This window comes from Peribacillus simplex, assembly GCF_900156045.1.
GTDB classification, from domain to species: Bacteria; Bacillota; Bacilli; order Bacillales; family DSM-1321; genus Peribacillus; species Peribacillus simplex_D.
Genome location: NZ_FTMX01000003.1, coordinates 434,300 through 455,522, shown reverse-complemented (window position 1 = coordinate 455,522; position 21,223 = coordinate 434,300). Strand labels below are relative to the sequence as shown.

25 protein-coding genes are annotated in these 21,223 nt (G+C 42.6%); 15 read left to right on the top strand and 10 right to left on the bottom strand.

What is annotated here, in order from left to right; translation table 11 throughout:
- Positions 1-6 precede the first annotated feature (6 nt).
- Positions 7-1,212, top strand: a complete 1,206-nt coding sequence (locus BW986_RS13565) for an MFS transporter (protein WP_076368398.1) — start codon at positions 7-9, stop codon at positions 1,210-1,212.
- A 154-nt stretch (positions 1,213-1,366) separates the two neighbouring features.
- Here BW986_RS13565 and bshB2 read toward each other — a convergent pair whose 3' ends face one another.
- The 3 genes from bshB2 to pdxK all read right to left on the bottom strand — a co-directional run bounded on the left by bshB2 (position 1,367) and on the right by pdxK (position 3,429).
- On the bottom strand, positions 1,367-2,032 hold the full coding sequence (gene bshB2, locus BW986_RS13560; protein WP_076368397.1) for a bacillithiol biosynthesis deacetylase BshB2: 666 nt from the start codon (positions 2,030-2,032) through the stop codon (positions 1,367-1,369).
- Positions 2,033-2,129: 97 nt separating this feature from the next.
- Entirely contained in the window at positions 2,130-2,477 is a 348-nt protein-coding gene (locus BW986_RS13555) for a YojF family protein (RefSeq protein ID WP_076368396.1), read from the bottom strand.
- Positions 2,478-2,601: 124 nt separating this feature from the next.
- Entirely contained in the window at positions 2,602-3,429 is an 828-nt protein-coding gene (pdxK, locus tag BW986_RS13550; RefSeq protein ID WP_142244595.1) for a pyridoxine/pyridoxal/pyridoxamine kinase, read from the bottom strand.
- A 370-nt stretch (positions 3,430-3,799) separates the two neighbouring features.
- On the opposite strand from pdxK, the gene mobA reads away from it, so the two are divergent.
- The 4 genes from mobA to BW986_RS13530 are packed head-to-tail and all read left to right on the top strand — an operon-like array spanning position 3,800 to position 6,159.
- Complete coding sequence (gene mobA / locus BW986_RS13545) at positions 3,800-4,435, top strand: molybdenum cofactor guanylyltransferase (RefSeq protein ID WP_081395610.1); 636 nt, start codon at positions 3,800-3,802, stop codon at positions 4,433-4,435.
- Entirely contained in the window at positions 4,425-4,889 is a 465-nt protein-coding gene (locus tag BW986_RS13540; protein WP_076368395.1) for a molybdenum cofactor biosynthesis protein MoaE, read from the top strand. Before mobA ends, BW986_RS13540 begins: the two co-directional genes overlap by 11 nt.
- Positions 4,882-5,115 carry a molybdopterin converting factor subunit 1 gene (gene moaD / locus BW986_RS13535; protein WP_076368394.1) on the top strand — a complete coding sequence of 78 codons (234 nt, stop codon included), beginning with the start codon at positions 4,882-4,884 and terminating at the stop codon, positions 5,113-5,115. The genes BW986_RS13540 and moaD overlap by 8 nt, the downstream gene beginning before the upstream one ends.
- Positions 5,116-5,139: 24 nt before the next feature.
- On the top strand, positions 5,140-6,159 hold the full coding sequence (locus tag BW986_RS13530; protein WP_076368393.1) for a MoeB/ThiF family adenylyltransferase: 1,020 nt from the start codon (positions 5,140-5,142) through the stop codon (positions 6,157-6,159).
- Between the two features lie 69 nt (positions 6,160-6,228).
- On the opposite strand, the gene BW986_RS13525 is transcribed toward BW986_RS13530, so the two are convergent.
- Together BW986_RS13525 and BW986_RS13520 are read right to left on the bottom strand one after the other, a co-directional pair.
- Positions 6,229-6,576 (bottom strand): YflT domain-containing protein, encoded by a 348-nt coding sequence (locus tag BW986_RS13525; RefSeq protein ID WP_053536921.1) that lies wholly within the window; start codon positions 6,574-6,576, stop codon positions 6,229-6,231.
- Between the two features lie 135 nt (positions 6,577-6,711).
- A complete protein-coding gene (locus BW986_RS13520) occupies positions 6,712-8,145 on the bottom strand; it encodes a phospholipase D family protein (protein ID WP_076368392.1) in 1,434 nt (477 codons plus the stop codon).
- Between the two features lie 152 nt (positions 8,146-8,297).
- Between BW986_RS13520 and BW986_RS13515 the strand changes: the two genes are divergently transcribed.
- The 3 genes from BW986_RS13515 to BW986_RS13500 all read left to right on the top strand — a co-directional run bounded on the left by BW986_RS13515 (position 8,298) and on the right by BW986_RS13500 (position 9,897).
- The gene (locus tag BW986_RS13515; RefSeq protein ID WP_076368391.1) at positions 8,298-8,978 is read left to right on the top strand and encodes a uracil-DNA glycosylase; all 681 of its coding nucleotides are present in this window, start codon (positions 8,298-8,300) and stop codon (positions 8,976-8,978) included.
- A 270-nt stretch (positions 8,979-9,248) separates the two neighbouring features.
- Positions 9,249-9,506: a YwdI family protein gene (locus BW986_RS13505; RefSeq protein ID WP_076368544.1), complete on the top strand. Its 258-nt coding sequence runs from the start codon at positions 9,249-9,251 to the stop codon at positions 9,504-9,506.
- A gap of 22 nt (positions 9,507-9,528) precedes the next feature.
- On the top strand, positions 9,529-9,897 hold the full coding sequence (locus BW986_RS13500) for a DUF423 domain-containing protein (RefSeq protein ID WP_076368389.1): 369 nt from the start codon (positions 9,529-9,531) through the stop codon (positions 9,895-9,897).
- A gap of 75 nt (positions 9,898-9,972) precedes the next feature.
- Here the strand turns inward: BW986_RS13500 and gerQ are convergent, their stop codons facing one another.
- Together gerQ and hemQ are read right to left on the bottom strand one after the other, a co-directional pair.
- Positions 9,973-10,389, bottom strand: a complete 417-nt coding sequence (gerQ, locus tag BW986_RS13495; protein ID WP_076368543.1) for a spore coat protein GerQ — start codon at positions 10,387-10,389, stop codon at positions 9,973-9,975.
- A gap of 516 nt (positions 10,390-10,905) precedes the next feature.
- The gene (hemQ, locus tag BW986_RS13490; protein WP_076368388.1) at positions 10,906-11,655 is read right to left on the bottom strand and encodes a hydrogen peroxide-dependent heme synthase; all 750 of its coding nucleotides are present in this window, start codon (positions 11,653-11,655) and stop codon (positions 10,906-10,908) included.
- 258 nt (positions 11,656-11,913) lie between these two features.
- Between hemQ and pta the strand changes: the two genes are divergently transcribed.
- Both pta and lipL read left to right on the top strand, forming a co-directional pair.
- The gene (gene pta / locus BW986_RS13485; RefSeq protein WP_076368387.1) at positions 11,914-12,900 is read left to right on the top strand and encodes a phosphate acetyltransferase; all 987 of its coding nucleotides are present in this window, start codon (positions 11,914-11,916) and stop codon (positions 12,898-12,900) included.
- A gap of 34 nt (positions 12,901-12,934) precedes the next feature.
- Positions 12,935-13,783, top strand: a complete 849-nt coding sequence (lipL, locus tag BW986_RS13480) for an octanoyl-[GcvH]:protein N-octanoyltransferase (protein WP_076368386.1) — start codon at positions 12,935-12,937, stop codon at positions 13,781-13,783.
- 226 nt (positions 13,784-14,009) lie between these two features.
- Here the strand turns inward: lipL and BW986_RS13475 are convergent, their stop codons facing one another.
- A complete protein-coding gene (locus tag BW986_RS13475) occupies positions 14,010-14,756 on the bottom strand; it encodes an RsfA family transcriptional regulator (RefSeq protein ID WP_076368385.1) in 747 nt (248 codons plus the stop codon).
- A gap of 290 nt (positions 14,757-15,046) precedes the next feature.
- Between BW986_RS13475 and BW986_RS13470 the strand changes: the two genes are divergently transcribed.
- From BW986_RS13470 to BW986_RS13460, 3 genes are all read left to right on the top strand, one after another.
- Positions 15,047-15,268, top strand: coding sequence for a YuzB family protein (locus tag BW986_RS13470; protein ID WP_048683566.1), 222 nt, complete (start codon positions 15,047-15,049; stop codon positions 15,266-15,268).
- A 236-nt stretch (positions 15,269-15,504) separates the two neighbouring features.
- The gene (locus tag BW986_RS13465) at positions 15,505-16,812 is read left to right on the top strand and encodes an HD domain-containing protein (protein WP_076368384.1); all 1,308 of its coding nucleotides are present in this window, start codon (positions 15,505-15,507) and stop codon (positions 16,810-16,812) included.
- Positions 16,813-16,844: 32 nt separating this feature from the next.
- On the top strand, positions 16,845-17,354 hold the full coding sequence (locus BW986_RS13460) for a YwgA family protein (RefSeq protein WP_076368383.1): 510 nt from the start codon (positions 16,845-16,847) through the stop codon (positions 17,352-17,354).
- Between the two features lie 29 nt (positions 17,355-17,383).
- Here the strand turns inward: BW986_RS13460 and BW986_RS13455 are convergent, their stop codons facing one another.
- Positions 17,384-17,569 (bottom strand): 2-hydroxymuconate tautomerase, encoded by a 186-nt coding sequence (locus tag BW986_RS13455; RefSeq protein WP_034315897.1) that lies wholly within the window; start codon positions 17,567-17,569, stop codon positions 17,384-17,386.
- Between the two features lie 139 nt (positions 17,570-17,708).
- Between BW986_RS13455 and BW986_RS13450 the strand changes: the two genes are divergently transcribed.
- Together BW986_RS13450 and BW986_RS13445 are read left to right on the top strand one after the other, a co-directional pair.
- Positions 17,709-18,389, top strand: coding sequence for a site-2 protease family protein (locus BW986_RS13450; RefSeq protein WP_260320849.1), 681 nt, complete (start codon positions 17,709-17,711; stop codon positions 18,387-18,389).
- 34 nt (positions 18,390-18,423) lie between these two features.
- Positions 18,424-18,933 (top strand): YwhD family protein, encoded by a 510-nt coding sequence (locus BW986_RS13445; RefSeq protein WP_063589657.1) that lies wholly within the window; start codon positions 18,424-18,426, stop codon positions 18,931-18,933.
- A 149-nt stretch (positions 18,934-19,082) separates the two neighbouring features.
- Here BW986_RS13445 and BW986_RS13440 read toward each other — a convergent pair whose 3' ends face one another.
- Entirely contained in the window at positions 19,083-21,152 is a 2,070-nt protein-coding gene (locus BW986_RS13440; RefSeq protein WP_076368382.1) for a transglycosylase domain-containing protein, read from the bottom strand.
- Positions 21,153-21,223 lie beyond the last annotated feature (71 nt).

Here is a 21,223-nt window from a genome sequence, read left to right as displayed (position 1 = left end):
ATTGAAATGAATCAAAAACCGAAATTGTGGACGAAAGACTTCTTGATAGTTTCGTCTGCGAACTTTTTTTTATTTTTAACTTTTTATGTCTTGATGGTGACATTGACCATTTACACGATGGATAATTTTCATGCGTCGCAAGCACAAGCAGGACTTGCTTCAAGTATCTTTGTTCTCGGAGCTGTGCTTGTCAGACCGATTGCAGGGAAAAAAATTGACAAGATTGGCCGCAGAAAGATGTTGCTTGGATCGTTGGTTCTATTCCTGGTTGCATCCATTGGCTATTTCCTGGTGAATAGTTTATCCCTCTTATTGATCGACCGGCTTATTCACGGTTTTGCTTTTGGCCTTGCCACTACCGCAACTGGAACGATTGCTGCAGATATCATTCCGAATGAGAGACGCGGGGAAGGTACAGGATACTTCGCCATGAGTACAAACTTGGCAATGGCATTCGGTCCGTTTATTGGATTGCTGATTACACAGCATTTCAGCTATTCCATCATTTTCTATGCAGCCTCCTTATTTGCCGCATTTTCTTTAGTTGCATCATTATTCATGAATGTGCCTGAAGGGGAAAAGGGCGGAGCTTCACCACAAAAAGGATTTAAAATCAGTGATTACTTTGAGAAAAGGGCGCTGCCCATTTCCATTTTCATCGGATTTGCCGGATTTACCTATTCCAGCATTTTGTCCTATTTAACGTCTTTTGCAAAGGAAATGGATTTAATGGATGCGGCAAGCTTTTTCTTCGTCGTATTTGCTGTATTCCTTTTAGCCTCCCGTCCGTTTACAGGACGAATGTTTGATGTGAAGGGGGAAAATGCAGTTATTTACCCATCGCTCATACTATTTGCCGTCGGTATGGTCATCCTAAGCCAATCCCATCATGGTATCACGCTTCTGATTGCCGGCGCCTTAATCGGAGTTGGATATGGTACGTTCCAATCAAGCTGTCAAGCGATTTCGATTAAGGAAGCCCCATCAAATCGGATGGGATTAGCCACATCCACGTTTTTTACTATGTATGACTTCGGTATAGGTGTCGGCCCGTTCCTATTGGGATTCCTTATTCCATTTACAGGGTTCAAAGGGCTATTCATAGGAATGTCGATCTTTGCATTCGTACTTATTGGCATTTATTACTTGGCGCATGGAAAAAAAGCCTCGGCAAGAACGAAAATGCAGCATGAGGAACGCTTGTCTGCCTAATTTTTTGAAAATGATTGTATAAAATGAAAAATTTTGGGGATGCTTATATTATGATTGATTTTCCAAAGTATCCCCCTTTTCTCCGCCTGTAATCCACAGGCGTTTTTTTTATGCCATAAACAAAAAAACAAAAAACCGCCTATTGGCGGTTTCTTTAAAATTTATAGGTCCATAATCGTTCTTTGCGGATCCAGTCCAGAAAATCTGCATCCTGATTTTCGAATTTCTCTTTCCAATCGATCACCATTGCCTGCGTTTGCGAACGGTGGGCAGTGAATGCAGCCACCTTTTTTTCTTCGACGGCAGAGATATCTTGGATGATGTCAGGCTGTCCCAATTCGTCAATGCAGTTATTCGAGAAGGCGACACAATGAAGTTTAGGTCTCTCTTTCTCTTCCATTCTTTCCACGGCCCGAACTACAGCCCATGCTGTCGCTTCATGGTCTGGATGGACACTGTATCCTGGGTAAAACGTAATGATCAATGAAGGATTCAATTCATTGATGGCATCGGTAAATAATGAAGTCAGCTTTTCATCATCTTCGAATTCAATCGTCTTATCACGCAATCCAAGCATGCGCAAATCTTGGATGCCAATCGCATTTGCTGCATCGATTAATTCCTTTTTACGAATTTTAGGGAGCGATTCCCTTGTTGCAAATGGAGGGTTTCCTAAATTACGTCCCATTTCTCCTAAAGTTAAGCATAAATAGGTGACAGGAGTGCCCGCTTCTCTATGAAGGGCAAGCGTTCCGGAGACCGAGAAGGCTTCATCATCGGGATGTGGGAATATAACTAATACATGGCGTTCTTTTTCCAAGGTATATTTCTCCTTCCGTTCTACTTACAGTGAGCATGGTTATCGGTGAATGGGATTTTTTATCGGAATTATATGATATATATCAAGCAAGTTGTCATCATTCAAAGGGAGTGGGACTGAGCTGCATGGAGACAGCAAGCTTTCCGGAAAAATCAAGGCCTGCCAATAGCAATCTCCCTTGTTCATCCAATTCGAAGTGGTTAACGCCTTCTGCATATACCCAGCCAATATTGAGCTTCAAGCCGATGCGGTAAGGTCCATCCCCAACTATCTTCCCATGTTCATACTGTATAAAAGCATTGCGAATATAAGCACCTGCCGAAAAGAAAGCTTCATCTACATGAGTGGCATAGGCGCCATTTGTCGTTTCAAGGTGAAGATATACATCTTGTCCGGCGAAAGAATCAATGGCATTTTGCACCTCTGTACGGTCTATAGGTTTCATTCTATGATTTCCTCCTTAACTGGGCGGCTAGATAAGCTTTTCCTTCTTTCCATTTTACTAAATAAAAGCAAAAAAAGCGAAAAAGGCCGCTCGATGAATTTGAGCAGCCATTAAACTTGATGTTTTATTTTTGTGTTTTGTCCGCAATTCCATATTTGTGGTATGCACCATGATTGACAGGTCCAACATAGTCATTCATCTTCCAAGAATGGCGAACCGCCTCGGTAATGAAGTCTTTAGAAATGAGGATAGCCTCACGCGGGCTTTTCCCTTCAGCCAATTGAGCAGCAATAGCTGCAGAAGAAGAACAGCCGGCACCATGTGTATTGGTCGTTTCGATTTTTTCTGATTCAAGGATTTCAAATTCCTTTCCATCATATAAAAGGTCGATGGCTTTATCCAGATCCAGCTTATTACCGCCTTTGATCAAGACATATTTTGCACCAAGTGCATGAATCTTTTCAGCTGCAGCCCTCATGTCATCAATCGTCTTGATAGGCGCAGTTCCCGCTAACTGAGCGGCCTCGAACAGGTTTGGCGTGACTACAGTTGCACGTGGAACAAGCAGTTCCCGCAGAGCTACGGCCGTTTCAGGGTGCAATACTTCATCTTCACCTTTACATACCATAACTGGATCGATTACGACTTTGTCCAGCTTCAACTCGTCTATTTTACGGGCAACAAGTTCAATGATTTCCACTGATCCAAGCATTCCCGTTTTCATTGCATCAATGCCGATTGATAAAATCGTTTCGATTTGGGCTTCCAAAACTTCGACCGGTGTAGGGAATACATTATGGGACCAGCCATTTTTCGGATCCATCGTCACGATTGTCGTTAAAGCGGACATACCGTAAACGCCGAATTCTTGGAATGTCTTTAAATCTGCTTGAAGACCAGCACCGCCGCTCGAATCAGATCCGGCAACTGTCATAGCTCTTTTCATAGTCATTATGTGACCTCCTCAGGAGAATAAGTTATCGATATTATCAGCATACCAGTTAATATCCTATTTTTAGAATATACCAAAATTTCTTTTATGTAAAACTTAGTTTTCACCCTAATATGAGTGTTTTGGAGAAAGAAGTGCAATGGCCACGCATAAGTCATTTTTCGGACCTGGAATTCTGGAAATCGGATGGACGGGTAGCCCGCTTTTTCAGCTTTGGACCCCACTTTCCACCTTTTGATATACAAAGCAAAGTTTGAGAAGGTGTCATTATTTTCAAAGTTGATTTAAAATATTTAAATATAGTGGACACATTTAGTATAGCTTTACCGTTCGATGCTGGATTAAACCCAAAAAAGGGAGGGAGATTCTTGTGGAATGGACAATGTTGCTTTTAGCTGGTGGGAAATCAAGCCGTATGGGAGTGAATAAGGCCCTGTTGACCATAGGTGGCGTTGTGAACATTTCAAGAGTGGCATCCGAATTGAAAAAGGTGTCAGAAAACGTCATGGTCATTACGAATACATTTGAAGAATATCATTTTCTGCAACTTCCGCTAATTCCGGATTTACATAAAGATCAAGGCCCGCTTGGCGGATTGCATGCAGGGTTGACCTCATCGAAAACGGAGCTTCAATTCCTTGCAGCCTGTGATATGCCGTTTGTGAGTGCAGATGCCATAAAGGATATCATTTCCCATTATGAACCTGAATTCGATGCTGTCGTTCCAGAAATAAATGGCAGGCTTCAGCCGCTTTTTGCTGTTTACCATAAAAGGTGTCTTCCTGTACTGACGGAGTGTTTATTGAAACATGAATTAAAAATGAGTCTATTTTTGGAAAAGATTTCGGTGAAAGTCATGAAAGAAACCGACTTTAAGTTATATCGCGAGAATCCTGAACATTTTCAATATCTTTTTTTCAATATGAATACGATGGAAGATTATCAAGAGGCAGGTTATATTGATCAAACTGAATTATATATAAAGGATGGTAGACATGAATTATAATATTTCAAAAGAGCCGATTGTCATCCAGGAAGTGATTGATAAAGTAGTCAATCGAAATGCAGGTGCCGTCACGACATTTATTGGTACAGTGAGGGAAATGACGAAAGGGAAAAAGACTCTCTTCTTAATTTACGAAGCGTATGAACCGATGGCCATCAAGAAATTGGAGCAAATCGGATCTGAGATCAAGGAACGTTGGCCTGATGCAGAAACGGCGATCACCCACCGTGTAGGTAAACTTGAAATCACGGATATCGCAGTGGTTATTGCCGTTAGTACGCCACATCGAAATGATGCATATGAGGCGAACAGGTATGCGATTGAAAGAATTAAAGAAATCGTCCCGATCTGGAAAAAAGAACACTGGGAAGATGGGGAGACATGGGTAGGAAACCAGTTGGAAACCGTTCCATATCCATCGGGGAAACCGGAAAAGGGGGATATTGATGATTAATGTACTTTTATTTGCCCAATTGAAAGATGAGCTAGGCAAAGAGACTCTTTCTATAGAAGGAAATGGAATGAGTGTGGCGGAGCTAAAAGGAAAAATGAGGGTGGATTTTCAATTGGAAGGTCTTGAAACCGTGATGACGGCGGTCAATGAAGAATTTGCCGATGATGACACGATTCTATCTGATGGAGATACAGTTGCTTTCATTCCGCCAGTAAGTGGGGGCTAAGGCGTTCGGAAGGGAGGGTTCACGGTGAAAGAACGATATTCAAGGCAGACTTTATTCGCCCCCATTGGTGAAGGGGGCCAATTGAAAATTATGAAGAAGCATGTCTTGCTTCTTGGTGCAGGGGCTTTGGGATCTGCTAATGCCGAGGCCCTTACTCGGGCAGGAGTAGGGAAGCTTACCATTGTCGACAGGGATTATGTCGAGACCAGTAATTTACAGCGCCAACAAATGTATACGGAACGGGATGTCGAGGAGAAACTGCCAAAAGCAGAAGCGGCAAAGCGTCATTTGTTTGATATCAATCATGAAGTTGAAGTGAATGCCATCATCATGGACGCAACTGCCCAGAACTTAGAACAGCTGCTTGGTGATGTTGATTTGATATTGGATGCAACCGATAATTTTGAGACACGGATGATCATTAATGATTTATCACAAAAGCTTCATATACCGTGGATTTATGGGGCATGTGTGGGGAGTGTAGGTATGACTTTGACGATCCTTCCCGGACAGACTCCATGTTTGCACTGTTTGCTTAAAGCAATCCCCATTCAAGGAATGACCTGTGACACAGGGGGAATCATATCACCAGCTGTAACGATGGTAGTGGCACACCAAACTGCCGAAGCTTTGAAAATCCTTGCTGAAGATTGGGAATCAGTACGGCCTGCACTTGTTTCTTTTGACCTTTGGAGCAATCAATACCAAACCGTTAAATTGACAAAAGCGAAAAAGAAAGATTGTCTCTCATGCGGAGAGCAGAGGACATACCCCTTTTTAACACTGGAAAATGCAACGAAAACGGCTGTTCTTTGCGGGAGGGATACTGTACAGGTAAGACCGCCAAAACCTTTGGAACTGCATCTCGAGAAACTAGCCAAAGATCTGGACAGCAGCGGCTATTTGGTGAAATTCAATCCATTTCTTCTCTCTTGTGAAAAAGCTGGGGAGCGTATCGTCATTTTCAAGGATGGCCGGGCGTTGATTCACGGTACGAAGGACATGGTCCATGCAAAGGCCACGTACCAAAGCATCCTGGGATAATGAGTTTAAAAAACGAGGCTGCCGGTTAAGGAGCCTCGCTTTTTTATATAGGGTAATGGTTATCGGGTATTAGTGTGTAACCCCGTCTTTATTATCTTGCTTGGAAGCAACGATGACTACTTTTCCTTCGTCAAGCACTTCCTCGTAACGTTCTGCCTCCATATCACTAAGGCCAAGGTTGCTCATTCGGTTACGAAGTTCATCTCCGCGTGATTTAAAAAGATTTCCGACGGTATCAAGGAAACCTTGTTCCTTCATGCCTACACCTTCTGTATTTGTATTCTCGGTAAGGTGTTTTGAACGGGTTTTATCATGGGCAAACAAATATACATCGTCTTTCGTATAACCTGATGTAACTAATTCATCGATTTTTTCCTTTGCTTGTAAACCGTTTTCTACTACATGTACTTGATACATATAAACTCCTCCTTGAATTTAGTGAGATTCTCTTGAATATAGGTAAATGGAATCTTGCTTATTACAGTTGCTTGTTGGCTATAGTAGTATATAACCTCATTTGGGCACTGATAAACATTCATTTCGAAGAAAATTTTAGTAAGTGGTGAAGCGGAACACCTTCTGAATGCGGTAGGTCAAGTATTTAAAGACAGGCAGTTTCTTCTGGTAATCACTGTAATCCACCGTGTATGTTCCATTTTGATTTGTCCAGAGTCTTTGAAAATAGCTATCCACATCCTTGGAAACGTCCGCATCATTTGGAGCATGGATTTCAACATTCGCTTCAAGATTATAGTCATCCAGATTGCGTGACGTATAATTAGCCGATCCTCCAAGGATAACCGTTTCATTAGCCCTTTGGATCATCATCAACTTTGTATGGAACTGTTCTTTATCTGTTTTGTACCAGCGAATCGAGATGTTTTCATTCCCTAGTTTTTCGAATTCGGCAGCAACCGGAAGATTGGGAAGCCCGATTTTTTCACTTCCGAAAGCGTTTTGATTCGGATCCAATATCATTTGAATCTTCACACCCCGTTTAGCTGCATCCGTTAATGCCTCGACAACCTCGCGATCGGCAATATAGAACATGGCAAGCTGGATGTTGTCACCCTTTTTTGCATCTTTAATTGACTTAAGGACATGTTTATTGATTTTTCCTTCCGTTAGCAGTTGTACCGTTATCGGTCCTTTATCTGCTGATGTCCCTTTGAATTCAGGAAATGACTTCGGTCCTCCCGAGAATTTCGAAGCGGCTTCTTCGGCTTTAACAAAATCTCCGATGATATTCCCATCCATCTGGAACGCAATATTGGAATGGAATCCACTTGCGTCATGAGGATTGGCAGATGAGATGATGGCCGTTTTTTCAGTAGCGACCACTTTTCTGTGATTGGCCTTGATATTCATCAGTCTAAGATAAGAACGCAATGTGACCTTTGGTGCGCTTTTAGCCATTGGATTCACAATCCAGCCTTTCCCGCTTTCACCGAACCATTGGAAAAAGGTTCGATATACACCTGAATAGAGAGGATTCGGATCCCGGAGGCGGTCTAAGTTGGTAACAATGACATCAATGCCATTTTTCTTCATCGTTTCCAATGCCTCTAGCTGGTAGGCATTATAGGAAGTATTCACTTCATCAGTAATGAAAATGACCTGGAGGCCAGGTTTCTTTTTCTTCTGTTCAACCAGATTATCCTTCAGGTTCTCGGTTAACTTCGGGAAGTTTATCTTTTCATCATAAAAAGCGTTAAACAAAAACATGTCGATTACGATATAGGAATCAGCCTCTTCTATGGCTTGATTTATGGTTTTAAAAATTCGCTGCTCATGTTGCAGATCCCCTTGTTCATCGTGATAGGAAAGGTCATAGATGAAATCGATATCCTCGACATGGTGAACCTTTCCTTCATAGGAAATACCATCGGGGAGAGGCTTGTAGCTGTTATAGACGATTACGAGAGAAATGACGATCAAAATGCTGACAAGCAGATAAAATCGTTTTCTTTTATACCATTTTTTCATAGGGATTCCTCCAACATGGTTAAAATGCTTGCTAACTTTCTATTTTCCCACTTTTGGGGTATATAGAAACATAAATCGTAGTCTATGGAAAAAGGCAAGGCGATGTAGTTTGATATAATATAGTTTCAAAAAGTGGAGAGGGGCTGTGGCAGATGGCAAAGCAGTTATTAACAAATGATTGGTGGCCTCTATTGAAAGAGGAATTCAAAAAAGAATATTATCAGGAGCTAAGGGAATTCGTAAAGCAAGAGTACAGTCAGCAAGTCGTTCATCCCGATCAGGACGATATTTTCAATGCACTTCACTATACTCCTTATGATGACGTAAAGGTTGTCATCCTTGGACAGGACCCTTACCATGGCCCTGGTCAAGCGCATGGCCTTAGTTTTTCGGTTAAGCCGGAGGTTCGCATCCCGCCTTCTTTAAGAAATATTTTTAAAGAGTTACACACCGATCTAGGCTATGAGGTTCCGAATAATGGTTACCTAGTCGAATGGGCAAAACAGGGAGTGCTTCTATTGAATACCGTCTTGACTGTTCGTGAGGGAGAGGCCCACTCACACCGGGGAAAAGGATGGGAAATCTTTACGAATCAAGTTATTCGCCTATTGAATGACCGTCCGAAACCTGTTGTATTCATCCTGTGGGGGAAACCTGCACAAACCAAAATCCCTTTGATTGATGAAACCCGTCATAAAGTCATTAAGTCCGTACATCCGAGTCCGCTGTCGGCTTCCCGTGGTTTCTTTGGCACCAAACCTTTTTCCACAACAAATCAATTGTTGATGGAAATGGGGGAATCCCCAATTGATTGGAAAATCTCGAACCGATGATAGGGGCAAGAAAACGAAACGGGTGAATTGTATGGCGTGCCGTCATTTCTATATAACTTGGGATCCCAGTTTTCCAAAGGGATGCCGTGCTTTTCAATTTAAAACATCAAACCAGCCTTCTCTTGATGTTTTTCATTCTTCAGGACAGCCATGCTTGAAATTTCAGGCCAAGCCAATAAAGAGGTAGGAAATATGCAAGGTGTTTTCTTCTCTGATTTTTGCTATGCTAGTTATGATAGTTTTGACCTGTATATAGACGAGGTGGTAAAGTTGGATATTTCATCAAGACAAATGTTGGATAAAATCGAAGAGCTTGTTTTAAAAGCGAAACAGGCAAATTCAGAGGATAAGGTGCAGGGGTATGTAATCGCCATTAAGTCCCTTTGTGAAGTAATGGTGGATGAAAAAGCGGCGAACATCAGCATGCCGAAGCCAATCACATTGACCCAGCCTGTTATGTCGGCTACACCGAATGTAGAACCGGTTAAAATGGATGAGGCCAATGGGGAGTCCTTGTTCGATTTTTAAATGAGGGAAGGGGAGCGAATAATTGAAACTGTTCATCATTTTAGGTGCATTGAATGGGTTTATTGCTGTGGCACTAGGTGCATTCGGTGCACACGGACTGGAAGGGAAAATTCCTGATAAATATTTAGAAACCTGGCAAACCGCTGTTCAATATCAAATGTTCCATGCGGTTGGTTTATTGGTAATCGGTTTATTGGCTGGAAAGATTTCAAGTCCGCTGATTAACTGGTCCGGCTGGCTTATGTTAATAGGAATTATCCTGTTTTCTGGAAGCCTATTCGTTCTAAGCGTTACGCAAATCAAGGTCCTTGGTGCCATCACGCCGCTTGGCGGGGTTTCATTCTTGGTTGCTTGGGTCTTGATGATCATTGCTGCATATAAATACTTGTAATGAAAAAAGGCATTCCAATATAAGAAGAGCCTCGGAATCAAATGGATTCCGAGGCTCTTCTTTATTGGATTTTAATCACCTTGGCGAATAGGTGGTAAGCCCAGTGCCTCCAAATGGATATTCATATTCGATTTCTTCATCAAACGTTATATAATCTAAGTATACCATCGGGATTAAGTATCGTTTTCCCGTTTGAGGGTCGCTTATGATTAAGTGATCGCGTCCTGCAGCCTCAATGATTCCTTTGAAGATCTTGGCATTCCATTCCTTGTTGTTTTCAAACGTTGTATAAACAGTGGCTAATTTCCCTTTATTCAAACGCAAGATGTTCTCGATGTATGATTGTTCGACCGGAAGCATGCCAGGTATCTGTGGTCCGGAAGTGGCTGGACTCACCTGCATCGGCATTTGTTGTGGCGTGCCTGCCATAGTGGGCTGTTGTGGCTGGTATGATGGCTGTTGGTATCCTTGCTGCGGGTAACCTTGTTGCATGTTAGGATTCTGCTGCCTTAGTTCAGGCTCATTATTCTCATAGGGGTAATAGGGGCTTCCCCCGTACGGGTAGTTACCATAAGGATTATTTTGTGACATTGCATTCCCTCCTAAATTCAAGGTTTAGTTGATGCTGTGGAATTTGGACAATCCAAGAGTGTGGACTGGGAGAAACTGTGCGATTTATAGCGACCGGTAGTATTGTATATGTTTTCTGGACAATCCCCGGGTGGCTTAAAAAACCACAATGAAAGTTAAGCGATACATAACGGCTGCCGTTCATGATATAAACCATATCCTCTTGCCGGCCAATGAATAGAAGTAACGTTCCTTCACCTCTCTGGAGTCAGGAATTGCCTTGATCAATTTTCCTGAAGCTAAATGGGACTGTGAAAAAATAAATTCATCACTATTGAAAATGTATGGGATGTTGATTGGATTTATTCCACAGCCGGGGAAAAATAAAAAGGAGGGGACGCAAAAAAAAAAGCTTCCGGAAACCGGAAGCCCATCGTCTTATACGTATAGGAATGAAGATACGTTTTCTTCCGGCAGGATATTGCCTACAAAGAAAGAACCAAATGCAGCGTAACGTGCACTCACTTCATCAAAACGCATTTCATAGATTAATTTTTTAAATTGAAGGACATCATCTGCGAATAGTGTAACGCCCCATTCATAATCGTCAAAACCGACAGAACCCGAAATGATTTGTTTTACTTTACCGGCATAACTGCGGCCAATCAAGCCGTGGGAACGCATTAAGCCTTTGCGCTCTTCCATGGAAAGCATATACCAGTTATCATCGCCATCACGACGCTTGTCCATTGGATAGAAGCATACATGTTTCGCTTTTGGAAGTATCGGATAAAGTCTTGAACGGACATGAGGGTTCTGGTAAGGGTCCTCACCATCTCCTCCAGCTAAGTAATTGCTTAATTCCACGACGGAAACGTATGAATAAGCGGGAACTGTATATTCGGCAAGCTTCGTTTTATTGAATTCGTTTTCAATTGCATTCAATTCTTCCATGGTTGGACGGGCAAACATAAGCATGAAGTCCGCTTTCTGACCTACGATGGAATATAGGGCGTGGCTGCCTTCATTGTCGCTTTGTGTCATATTCCATTTATCCAGTAAACCTTGGAATTCCGAGATGGCCAATTGGCGTTCGTCGCTTGATAACGTTTTCCAAGAAGCCCAGTCGATCAGACGGAAATCATGTAAACAATACCAGCCGTCCAGTGTTTGTGCTGCTTCACTCATTACGATCACTCCTAAGTCTTATTATAACTTTAATATAACATAGTTTCAGTATAAGGAAATTTATATCAACCCGCAAACACCATCCCTGTTTTTCGGTGTTCAAACAATTTTCAAATTTGCGGATTGGCAGGAGACCAAAGTGGCTGGAAATTACCTGGCTGCTAGAGTATTCTTAAAAGAAGACGACTATGGATTTTCACCGGATGGTTAAATATAGAAGGAAAGAGGGAAAACGTATCTAAAAAGGAGGAAGAGCCAATGAGTGATTTATTTGAAATATTGGAAGCGAAAGTCATGGGGCATAATTTAAGGATCGTTTTTCCAGAAGGGCTGGATGAACGGATTTTGGGGGCGGCAGCAAGGCTTGCCAAAGCTAAACTGGTGACACCGGTATTGATCGGGGATATCGGGTTGATTCAAGAGAAGGCAAAAGATATGAAAATCTCCCTTGATGCAATCGAAATATATGATCCGAAGAATTATATCATGATAGATGAAATGGTTGAAGCGTTCGTGAAGGTCCGTGAGGGTAAAGCGACCGATGTACAAGCACGTGAAATCTTAATGGATGAGAACTACTTTGGAACCATGCTCGTCCATATGAAACTGGCCCATGGAATGGTGAGTGGTGCAACGCATTCGACTGCCGATACGGTTCGTCCCGCCTTAAGGATCATAAAAACAAAGCCAGGCGTCCAAAAAACATCGGGAGTATTCATCATGGTCCGGAATGAAGAAAAATATGTGTTCGCGGATTGTGCGATCAATATAAACCCCAATTCCCAAGACCTGGCTGAAATTGCGATAGAAAGTGCGAAGACTGCACGAATGTTCGATATCGAACCGCGTGTGGCTATGCTGAGCTTTTCGACGAAGGGATCGGCAACATCCCCCGAGACCTTAAAAGTGGTTGATGCTGTCGATTTGGCAAAAGAAATGGATCCTGAAGTCATTCTTGATGGGGAATTTCAGTTTGACGCGGCTTTCGTTCCTTCGGTGGCAAGAAAAAAAGCGCCGGATTCCCTTATTCAGGGGGATGCGAATGTTTTTATTTTCCCAAGTCTCGAAGCAGGGAACATTAGCTATAAGATGGTACAGCGCTTGGGTGGTTTCGAAGCGGTCGGTCCGATCCTACAAGGGCTGAACCGTCCGGTGAATGACCTTTCGAGGGGATGCAGTGAAGACGATGTATATAAACTGGCTGTCATTACAGCGGCACAGGGATTTGTGGCGCTGTATCAATAAGCAGTTTAAGGATTAAATGTAGAGGGAGATTCGTATGAGTGAAACAGATTCATTATTAATGCAGCAAGAGTGGAGGATCATTGATCAATCTTCCGTTGGACCTCAGTTTCCAGCTCTGGAGTCCTTTGCGATGGATGATACATTTTGCGCTTCCGTAGGGTCAGGTAAATCAGCGGCCGTAGCCAGGGCGTGGGTACATCATCGAACCATCGTCATGGGTATACAGGATACGAAGTTGCCTTTTCTTAAAAAGGGTTTGGATCATTTAGAAGAACACGGTTTTCAGGCCATCGTTAGGAATTCCGGAGGGCTGGCAGTCGTGCTGGATGAAGGTGTCCTTAATTTGTCGCTCATTTTTCCTGAAAACGAGCAGAAAATCGAAATCAATCGTGGATATGATGCGATGTGGGAGCTTGTCCAATTGATGTTTGCCGATTTCCCAGTCACGATGGAGGCAAGGGAAATCATCGGTTCCTATTGTCCTGGAAGTTATGATTTAAGTATAAATGGGCAAAAGTTTGCCGGTATATCCCAACGCAGGATTCGTAATGGCGTAGCGGTGCAAATCTATTTGTGTGTCAATGGAAGCGGGGCTGAACGTGCCAGTCTCGTGAAGGGTTTTTATGATGCAGCAAAAGGAAATGCAGAAACCAAGTTCGCTTATCCTGATATCGTCCCTTCGGTAATGGCGTCCCTAACGGAATTGTTGGGCGTGCAATTGAGTGTTCAGGACGTTATGTTCAGATTCCTGAATGTATTGAAGGAACATAGCGAAAGGATATTCTCAGACACTCTTTCCGTTCAGGAATGGCCGATGTATGAGGCATACTTGACAAGAGTGGTGGAACGCAATGATAAAGTATTCGATGCATTAAAGGATTGATATGAAAGAAGCCGTTCCAGTAATTCAGGAACGGATTTTTTCATTTAATACGACTTTAGCATTCACTGAAACTGTAAAATGCATGTATGATAGGCGAAGATATTATTGCCTCATCCTTGAAACAATGAAAAAAGAGCCTTGTCGGCTCCCTTTTTTAAGATAAACATGGGTGAAACGGCCTTTGGCATGTGGTTGATCTATTATAACTGAACCCCACATTATCTTATTACTCGGCCATTTTTTCCAAATTGCCATTCCGGTCCATCTTGAACTTCGTTGCCGGACGTTCCTCTTCCTCTAACAAGACCAGCTTTCTTGCTCGATTCATGATATTCATCAAAGTTTCATAATCTTCCTGCATCAAGCCGCTGTTTTGTTCCAGGTGGCTGATTTTATTCTCCAAATCTTCGTTTCGCTTTTTCAGCCCTTTAATTTCAAGCTTCAATCTTTCATTTTCGGTTTTTAATACTTCAGCTTGAAGCATGCGGGCGTTCATAGATTCCAAATAGGCGATGACGGCATCAAGGCTCATGGCCTTTTCCAAAGTCACTGGTGTTTGCTGTGTCTTAGGAGTGAGGGCTTCAGCCACAACGAATTCCTCTGCTGCTTCATAATTGGTAGTATCGACTTCGGATTTCAACTCTAGTTCCTCTTCTTGTACATGGGGAACCATTATGTCGGAAATCATTGGGGACGGCGGTGTATAAAGAAGCCGTTTTTTCCCTCCTTGATCTTTTCCAAGGATCCTTTGCCGCTGCTTACGCTGTTTCTTGGCAAGGGAAAGCGCTTTATCATAATTATGGCGGACAACTGCATTCCAGCGGAATCCGCATGCTGCAGAGGTGCGATTCAACTTATCTCCTACCTCTTCAAAAGCATTAAGCTGAGTGCTGCCCTCCCGCACATGGCGCAATACCGTTTCAGCCAAAAGCAAATCATCTTCTTCTGTCCAGGCGTCTTGACGAACCTTCATTTCTACATACTCCCTTTCTGGTAACTTTTAAAATAAATAACTATATAAAATATCGTGTGGCAGTGATTTATGAGTGTTCTACTAGCATTTTGGACAAAATCTGGATTTTTTATACAAAAAGGTTAAAAGGATACTAGTTTTTTGCTTAATTACATCCTTTTACAGCGGCTGCCCATTCCTTTTCACATGATCAAGCCCTCTTGATATTCATAAGTAGAAGCGGTAAAATACCCTTTAGTCATATAAATGGATGAAAAATAGTTTGTCATGGAAAGGATGGTGACCGGAGGATGTCCAATGAATTCAGAGTGTGCGATGACTGCTTGGCGGTAAACATTAAAACATTGATCCCGCGTCTTGAAAAGCTTGATCCCGACGCGAAAATTGAAGTGGGCTGTCAATCCTATTGCGGTCCTGGCAGAAAGAAGTCTTTTGCCTTTGTCAATAACCGTCCAGTTGCTGCACCGACAGAAGACGAGTTACTAGATAAAATCAATAAAAAACTAAAGTAGGATCCATGATATATAGGTAGAGTGGATTGTTTGCTTATGATAAATGGAACAAGTGATCATCACCCAGATTCAACACACTGCGGTGATTTTTTATTTTCTTATTTTCAAGACAAAACCAGACTGAAACTTCCGTTTTCTTACAAAAGGACCTCTCTTGCTAGCAAGGTGGATGTTAGGGGTTTTTGTCAAAACACGCTATAATGAGTGCATCGAGATTATGAAAAAGAGGGTAGTTCATGGAATATTCCGGCGAAAAATTACAAGAAGAAAAGGTATTCAAGGACCCGGTGCACCGATATATACATGTTCGTGACCGGGTTATATGGGATTTAATAGGGACGAAGGAATTCCAGCGTCTTAGAAGGATCAAACAGCTGGGAACGACTTATTTGACCTTTCATGGTGCGGAACATAGTCGTCTTAGCCACTCGCTTGGAGTATATGAGATTGTCCGGAGAATCGTGGATGATGTTTTCGAAGGCAGACCGGAATGGAAACCTGAGGAACGGTTACTATCCTTGTGCGCAGCACTGCTGCATGATTTGGGTCATGGTCCTTTCTCTCATTCTTTTGAAAAAGTGTTTGACCTGGATCATGAGCAATTCACGCGGCAAATAATCCTCGGCGATACGGAAGTGAATAAGATCCTCCTTAGAGTTGGACGTGATTTTCCTAAAAAAGTGGCAGAAGTCATAGCGAAAACCTATAAAGGCAAATTAGTAGTCAGCCTGATTTCAAGTCAGATCGATGCTGATAGAATGGATTATTTACAGCGTGATGCTTACTTCACTGGCGTTAGTTATGGACATTTCGATATGGAAAGGCTTTTGCGTGTAATGAGGCCAAGGGAAGAACATGCCGTCATAAAACAAAGCGGGATGCATGCGGTTGAGGATTACATCATGAGTCGCTACCAAATGTACTGGCAGGTTTATTTCCATCCAGTTACGAGAAGTGCGGAGGTCATACTTACCAAGATTCTGCATAGGGCGAAGCATTTATATGAATCAGGTTATGAGTTTGCTCAAGAACCGCACCATTTTTATTCATTGTTCAAGGGAGAAGTGACTTTAACGGACTACTTGAAAATGGATGAAGCGGTGATGCTCTATTATTTTGAAGCATGGGAAGAGGAGAACGATGCGATTTTAAAAGATTTATGCACTCGCTTCGTTAACCGTAAACTATTTAAATATGTGGAATTCCATCCATCGAACAGTCAAATGAACAGGTTGATGGAATTAAGGACGCTATTCAAGAGGGCAGGCATCGATCCGGATTATTATCTTGTCGTCGATTCTTCATCAGATCTGCCGTATGATTTTTACCGGCCAGGTGAGGAAGAGGAGAGACTGCCGATTCACTTGCTGAAAAATAATGGCGAAATTCGTGAATTATCACGTGAATCCGAAATTGTCGATGCAATTTCAGGGAAAAGAAGAACGGATCATAAGTTGTATTATCCAGCAGATTTATTGCGTGATGAATCTACGAAGAAAAATATAAAAAAACAGATTCGTAAGCTTTTGGAGCTAGCGGATTAAAGTGGTACATTTTTGGTGAGGAGTGACGAGCCTTGTTTAAGGATCATGCAAACATTATCAATGCAATTTCTACTGCAGGTGAAATTTCGGGTCGGAAAAAGTTGCAAAAAATCGTTTATATCGCGAAGAAGCTTTCCTTCCCATTTCATGAAAAGTTTCAATTTCACTTTTACGGACCGTATTCGGAGGAGTTGACCTTACGGATTGAAGAGCTCTGCGAAATGGGTTACTTGAATGAAGTGAGGGAAAAAAAAGCAGGCTATTATCAATATTGTTATTCGATAACGGATGCCGGCCAGGATTTCCTATCCATACAGGAAGTGGAGATGCCGGCACTTGAGGCATGCTTATTGGATATGAACGAACAGAATGCCCGGTTTTTGGAGCTGGTTTCAACGGTGTTATACTTCGACACGCTTGAAAAAGAGGAAGTCACCGAGAAAATTTTCACGCTGAAAAGCAAACAAAAATATACGCTTGAAGAAATTGATGAGGCATATGAATATATTGAGCAGTTAAAAACAAAAGCTAAGCCGAATTGATGGCTTAGCTTTTCCCCATTATGTAAAGCTTATAAATCGCTTTTACGGACACCGGCTACTGCTAAATGATTTTTTGACATTTCTTCAATGAAAATCGTCACGGCTTCAGCTGGTGCTCCAGTTGTTTCCGTAACGGCTGCAGTCACCTTTTCGACTAAAGCCTTTTTTTGTTCGTCTGTACGGCCTTCAAGCATTTTGACTGTTACATATGGCATCTCTTTTCCCCCCTTCCTCTCTTATCTTGTAGTGTTTCACAATGGAAAAAGAATTGCAAGACACGGAAGTCAGAGTTTTTTCACTTCTTGGACTTTTGATGTATACTAACGGTAATAAACAATGGGGGAGAAGCTATAGATGGAATTCATTGATCAAATAGGACAGTTTTTGCATTATAGCTTGGAAGAACTTCCGTATGTCATTGTGTCACTGTTAATCGCATTTACGGTTCATGAATTTTCCCATGCTTATGTGGCCTATAAGTTCGGTGACCCGACTGCGAAGAATGAAGGAAGAGTCACGTTGAATCCGATTTCTCATTTGGATCCGATCGGGACATTGTTGATATTAATAGCCGGATTCGGTTGGGCGAGACCTGTACCGGTTAATCGTTTTCATTTCAAGAATCCAAAATTGGCAGGAGTGCTCGTCTCTTTTGCCGGTCCGTTCAGTAATTTGATTGTTGCAATTTTGGGGTTTTTAATTTTTTACGGATTGGTTGCAGCAGGCGTCGGACCTGATTTACCGTTTTTCGTCGAGCCCTTCGTAAATATACTAATAAATTTAAATGTCCTTTTATTTGTATTTAATCTGATACCACTGCCGCCGCTCGATGGTTATAGGATCGTACAGGATCTTGTTTCAGCGGACTTGCGGGCAAAAATGACACAGTATGAACAATACGGCTCCCTGATTTTCTTGATTCTGATAATCACACCGCTGGGCGATTATACAATCAGACCGATTTTGGATACTGGCATTAAATTTGTGGGAGGCATCTTGAGTCAATTTTTTTCACTTTTGTTTTTTAACCAATAATAAGGAATGACAAACGATAAAGGGGGATATAAACATGGAAGAACAACCAAAGAAAAAGGTAGGCTTCAACATTATAAAAAACGACCCTACAGAAGGTCATGGCGGATATGGAGCAGGGGTTTTAACGCTCGATAATATTTCTCCGGTCATCATCGATGTGGATGCAGGTGAAGCAGAGGTCGATATCGGCGCGATGCATGCAAGGAGTGCAGTGGAGAAAGGGATCAAGTTTTTAAAGACTAAAGAGGAAGTCCCGAATGCCAAACCTTACTGGCTTGTTTGGGTGACCATTGAAGCCACACAAAACGGTCCGCACTATGCAGGTGTGACAGCATGTGAAATGATGGTCGACAGGTCAATTAGACGCGGTTACAAATCGCTTCCGGAACATGTCAACAGAATGGATAAATCGCTGAAACGAAAAATCATCGTCGAGGACATGGACGATAAATCAAAGCGTGTGCTTGCAGACTTCCTGAAAAATCATGATGCAGGAATGTGGGAGCGCTCTTCAGATCAGCTGAAGGAGTCATTGACGGTTTGAGTCTCGTTAATGGATGAAATGTTAAGTTTAGTGAAAAATGCACTTGTAGGAAAGCGATAAAATCAGTAAACTTAAAGACAGCAGTTTAGTCACTGTGGAACTAGGACAGAAAAACCCCCGAAGCCGTTGCCGGCTTCGGGGGTTTTTCGTTATCCCCAAGGTTTTAAGACTTTTTTGTACCACGGGGCCTTTTTATGTTCTTCTTCTTTTGGGTTATGTTTCGGATCCTCACCCTTAAAGTGCTCGGCACAGTATTCGACAGGTTCGGTTCCTTTAACATAATAAGTCAATCTTGAGACAGGACAATCCTTTGTGGCCAATTTTCCGCTAACGGGATTCACGTTCACCCCGATTACGTTTTTGGTTTCCTTAAACGATTTTGCCGGTTTCCCTTGCAGTCCCTTCTCCATATAGGAAGCCCAGATTTTCTTGGCATAGCCTTTTTCAGCAGGGATTTCGATCTTTTTGCCTTGATCATATCCAGTCCATACTCCCGCAACAAGCCCCGGTGTGTAACCGATCATCCAGCTATCCGTCGGGGTGGAGCCTGATTTGCCGGCATATGGGCGGGTAAGCTGGGAACTGATGGTGCTGCCGGTGACTTTCGTATAGCCATTTAAGGTTTCATCGAAAACACCTGTAAGCATCTGGGTCATGACAAATGCCTTGTCCTCATCCAAAATCTGTTCCGGTTTCTCATTTTCGTCAAAAATCACTTCACCTTTTTGATTTTCAACTTTTTTGATAAACACGGGTTTAACCTTCTTGCCGCCGTTGGCCAGAATGCTGTATGCGTTCACCATTTCAATTGCCCTTACACCTGACGTACCGAGTGCCAGGGAAGGAACCGCATCCATCTTTGCCGTGATTCCGAAGCGATGCGCCGTATCGACCAATGTCTGTTCCCCAAGGAACAAGTGCGTTTTTACGGCGAAGATATTATCTGAAAGAGCAATGGCCTGAGCCATCGTGATTTCGCCTTCCGCATATTGATGGTTGTAATTATGCGGTGTATAAGATGAGTGACCATCATCGAAAGAAAATGTAGTTGTCTCGCTTTTTAAGGTGGTGGACGGTGTGAAACCGTTCTCCAGCGCTGAATAGTATAGCAATGGCTTCATGGTTGAACCAGGCTGGCGAACAGCCTGTGTAGCTCGATTGAATGGCGACTCGGAATAATCTTTGCCGCCGACCAGCGCACGGACCTCCCCGGTATCCGGATCCATTGCCACGATCGAGGCTTGAATGCCTGAAGACTTGGGTATGGTATTGGAAAGAACCTCCTCGGCGGCATCCTGCTGGGTTTCGTCCAGTGTGGTATAGACCCTAAGCCCGCCGAGCTCGATCGTCCGGTCATCTAAATGAAGCTGGGACTTTAAAGCTTGTTTGACGGCATCTTGGAAATATGGAGCGGTCTTATTGGTGACCGTTCCGTGCTCGCCCTTTAATGTAAGGGATGTTCCCAATGCTTCCGCGATATTTTTTCCTGAAATGTAGTTTTTGTTTTTCATGGCTTGCAGGACAACTTTCTGCCTTGATTTCGCTTTTTCAAAGTTATCCAATGGTGAATAGTTTGACGGCCCTTTTGGTATTCCGGCCAGCATGCTCGCTTCAGGAAGAGTCAAATCCTTGGCATCCTTGCCAAAGTAATATTGACTTGCAGCTTGGGCTCCATATGCGCCGTGGCCGTAGTAAATCGTATTTAAATAGCCTTCTAGAATTTCCTTTTTGGAGTAATTCATTTCTAAACGTATCGTATAAAAGGCCTCATTAAACTTACGCGACCACGTTTTGTCATGCCCGAGAAACAGGTTCCTGGCATACTGCTGGGTGATGGTGCTTGCACCCTGGACTTTGGACATTGCCTTAATATCAGCAAGGATGGCACCGCCGATCCGCTTTATATCAAATCCATTATGAGTATAAAATTGACGATCCTCAACGGCGACAGTCGCTTGGATGAGCTGTGGTGAAATCGACTCCATTCCGGCCCAATAACGTTTCTGGCCATTATCCGTTTCACCGATCACATTTCCATCATCACTATAATAGAGAGTGGACTGCGGCACGACCAAAGGGGGAGGACCTAATATCTTTGCATAAATCAGTAAAGAGAGAAGCAATACAAAGAGTATCGTGAGCCCGATTGTGGCAAGGATGATGAAGGCCCGTACATATTTAGTTGTCCTTTTAAATCGTTCGCTTGGAATCAATTCCATTGCTTTCACCTCTCTTATCAGGTAAGAATCTATTATCTATTACTATTATGGAAAAAAAAGAAAATTTTAAA

Coding starts and splice junctions, on each gene's coding strand:
- BW986_RS13520 (WP_076368392.1), bottom strand. CDS start 8,145: ATGAAAAAATGGTATAAAAGAAAACGATTTTATCTGCTTGTCAGCATT.
- BW986_RS13455 (WP_034315897.1), bottom strand. CDS start 17,569: ATGCCATATGTAACAGTCAAAATGCTTGAAGGCCGTACAGACGAACAA.
- BW986_RS13445 (WP_063589657.1), top strand. CDS start 18,424: ATGGAAGAACAACCAAAGAAAAAGGTAGGCTTCAACATTATAAAAAAC.
- BW986_RS13470 (WP_048683566.1), top strand. CDS start 15,047: ATGTCCAATGAATTCAGAGTGTGCGATGACTGCTTGGCGGTAAACATT.
- BW986_RS13465 (WP_076368384.1), top strand. CDS start 15,505: ATGGAATATTCCGGCGAAAAATTACAAGAAGAAAAGGTATTCAAGGAC.
- lipL (WP_076368386.1), top strand. CDS start 12,935: ATGAGTGAAACAGATTCATTATTAATGCAGCAAGAGTGGAGGATCATT.
- BW986_RS13515 (WP_076368391.1), top strand. CDS start 8,298: ATGGCAAAGCAGTTATTAACAAATGATTGGTGGCCTCTATTGAAAGAG.
- moaD (WP_076368394.1), top strand. CDS start 4,882: ATGATTAATGTACTTTTATTTGCCCAATTGAAAGATGAGCTAGGCAAA.
- pta (WP_076368387.1), top strand. CDS start 11,914: ATGAGTGATTTATTTGAAATATTGGAAGCGAAAGTCATGGGGCATAAT.
- BW986_RS13440 (WP_076368382.1), bottom strand. CDS start 21,152: ATGGAATTGATTCCAAGCGAACGATTTAAAAGGACAACTAAATATGTA.
- hemQ (WP_076368388.1), bottom strand. CDS start 11,655: ATGAGTGAAGCAGCACAAACACTGGACGGCTGGTATTGTTTACATGAT.
- BW986_RS13555 (WP_076368396.1), bottom strand. CDS start 2,477: ATGAAACCTATAGACCGTACAGAGGTGCAAAATGCCATTGATTCTTTC.
- BW986_RS13450 (WP_260320849.1), top strand. CDS start 17,709: ATGGAATTCATTGATCAAATAGGACAGTTTTTGCATTATAGCTTGGAA.
- BW986_RS13525 (WP_053536921.1), bottom strand. CDS start 6,576: ATGTATCAAGTACATGTAGTAGAAAACGGTTTACAAGCAAAGGAAAAA.
- BW986_RS13565 (WP_076368398.1), top strand. CDS start 7: ATGAATCAAAAACCGAAATTGTGGACGAAAGACTTCTTGATAGTTTCG.
- BW986_RS13540 (WP_076368395.1), top strand. CDS start 4,425: ATGAATTATAATATTTCAAAAGAGCCGATTGTCATCCAGGAAGTGATT.
- gerQ (WP_076368543.1), bottom strand. CDS start 10,389: ATGCAACAAGGTTACCCGCAGCAAGGATACCAACAGCCATCATACCAG.
- pdxK (WP_142244595.1), bottom strand. CDS start 3,429: ATGACTATGAAAAGAGCTATGACAGTTGCCGGATCTGATTCGAGCGGC.
- BW986_RS13475 (WP_076368385.1), bottom strand. CDS start 14,756: ATGAAGGTTCGTCAAGACGCCTGGACAGAAGAAGATGATTTGCTTTTG.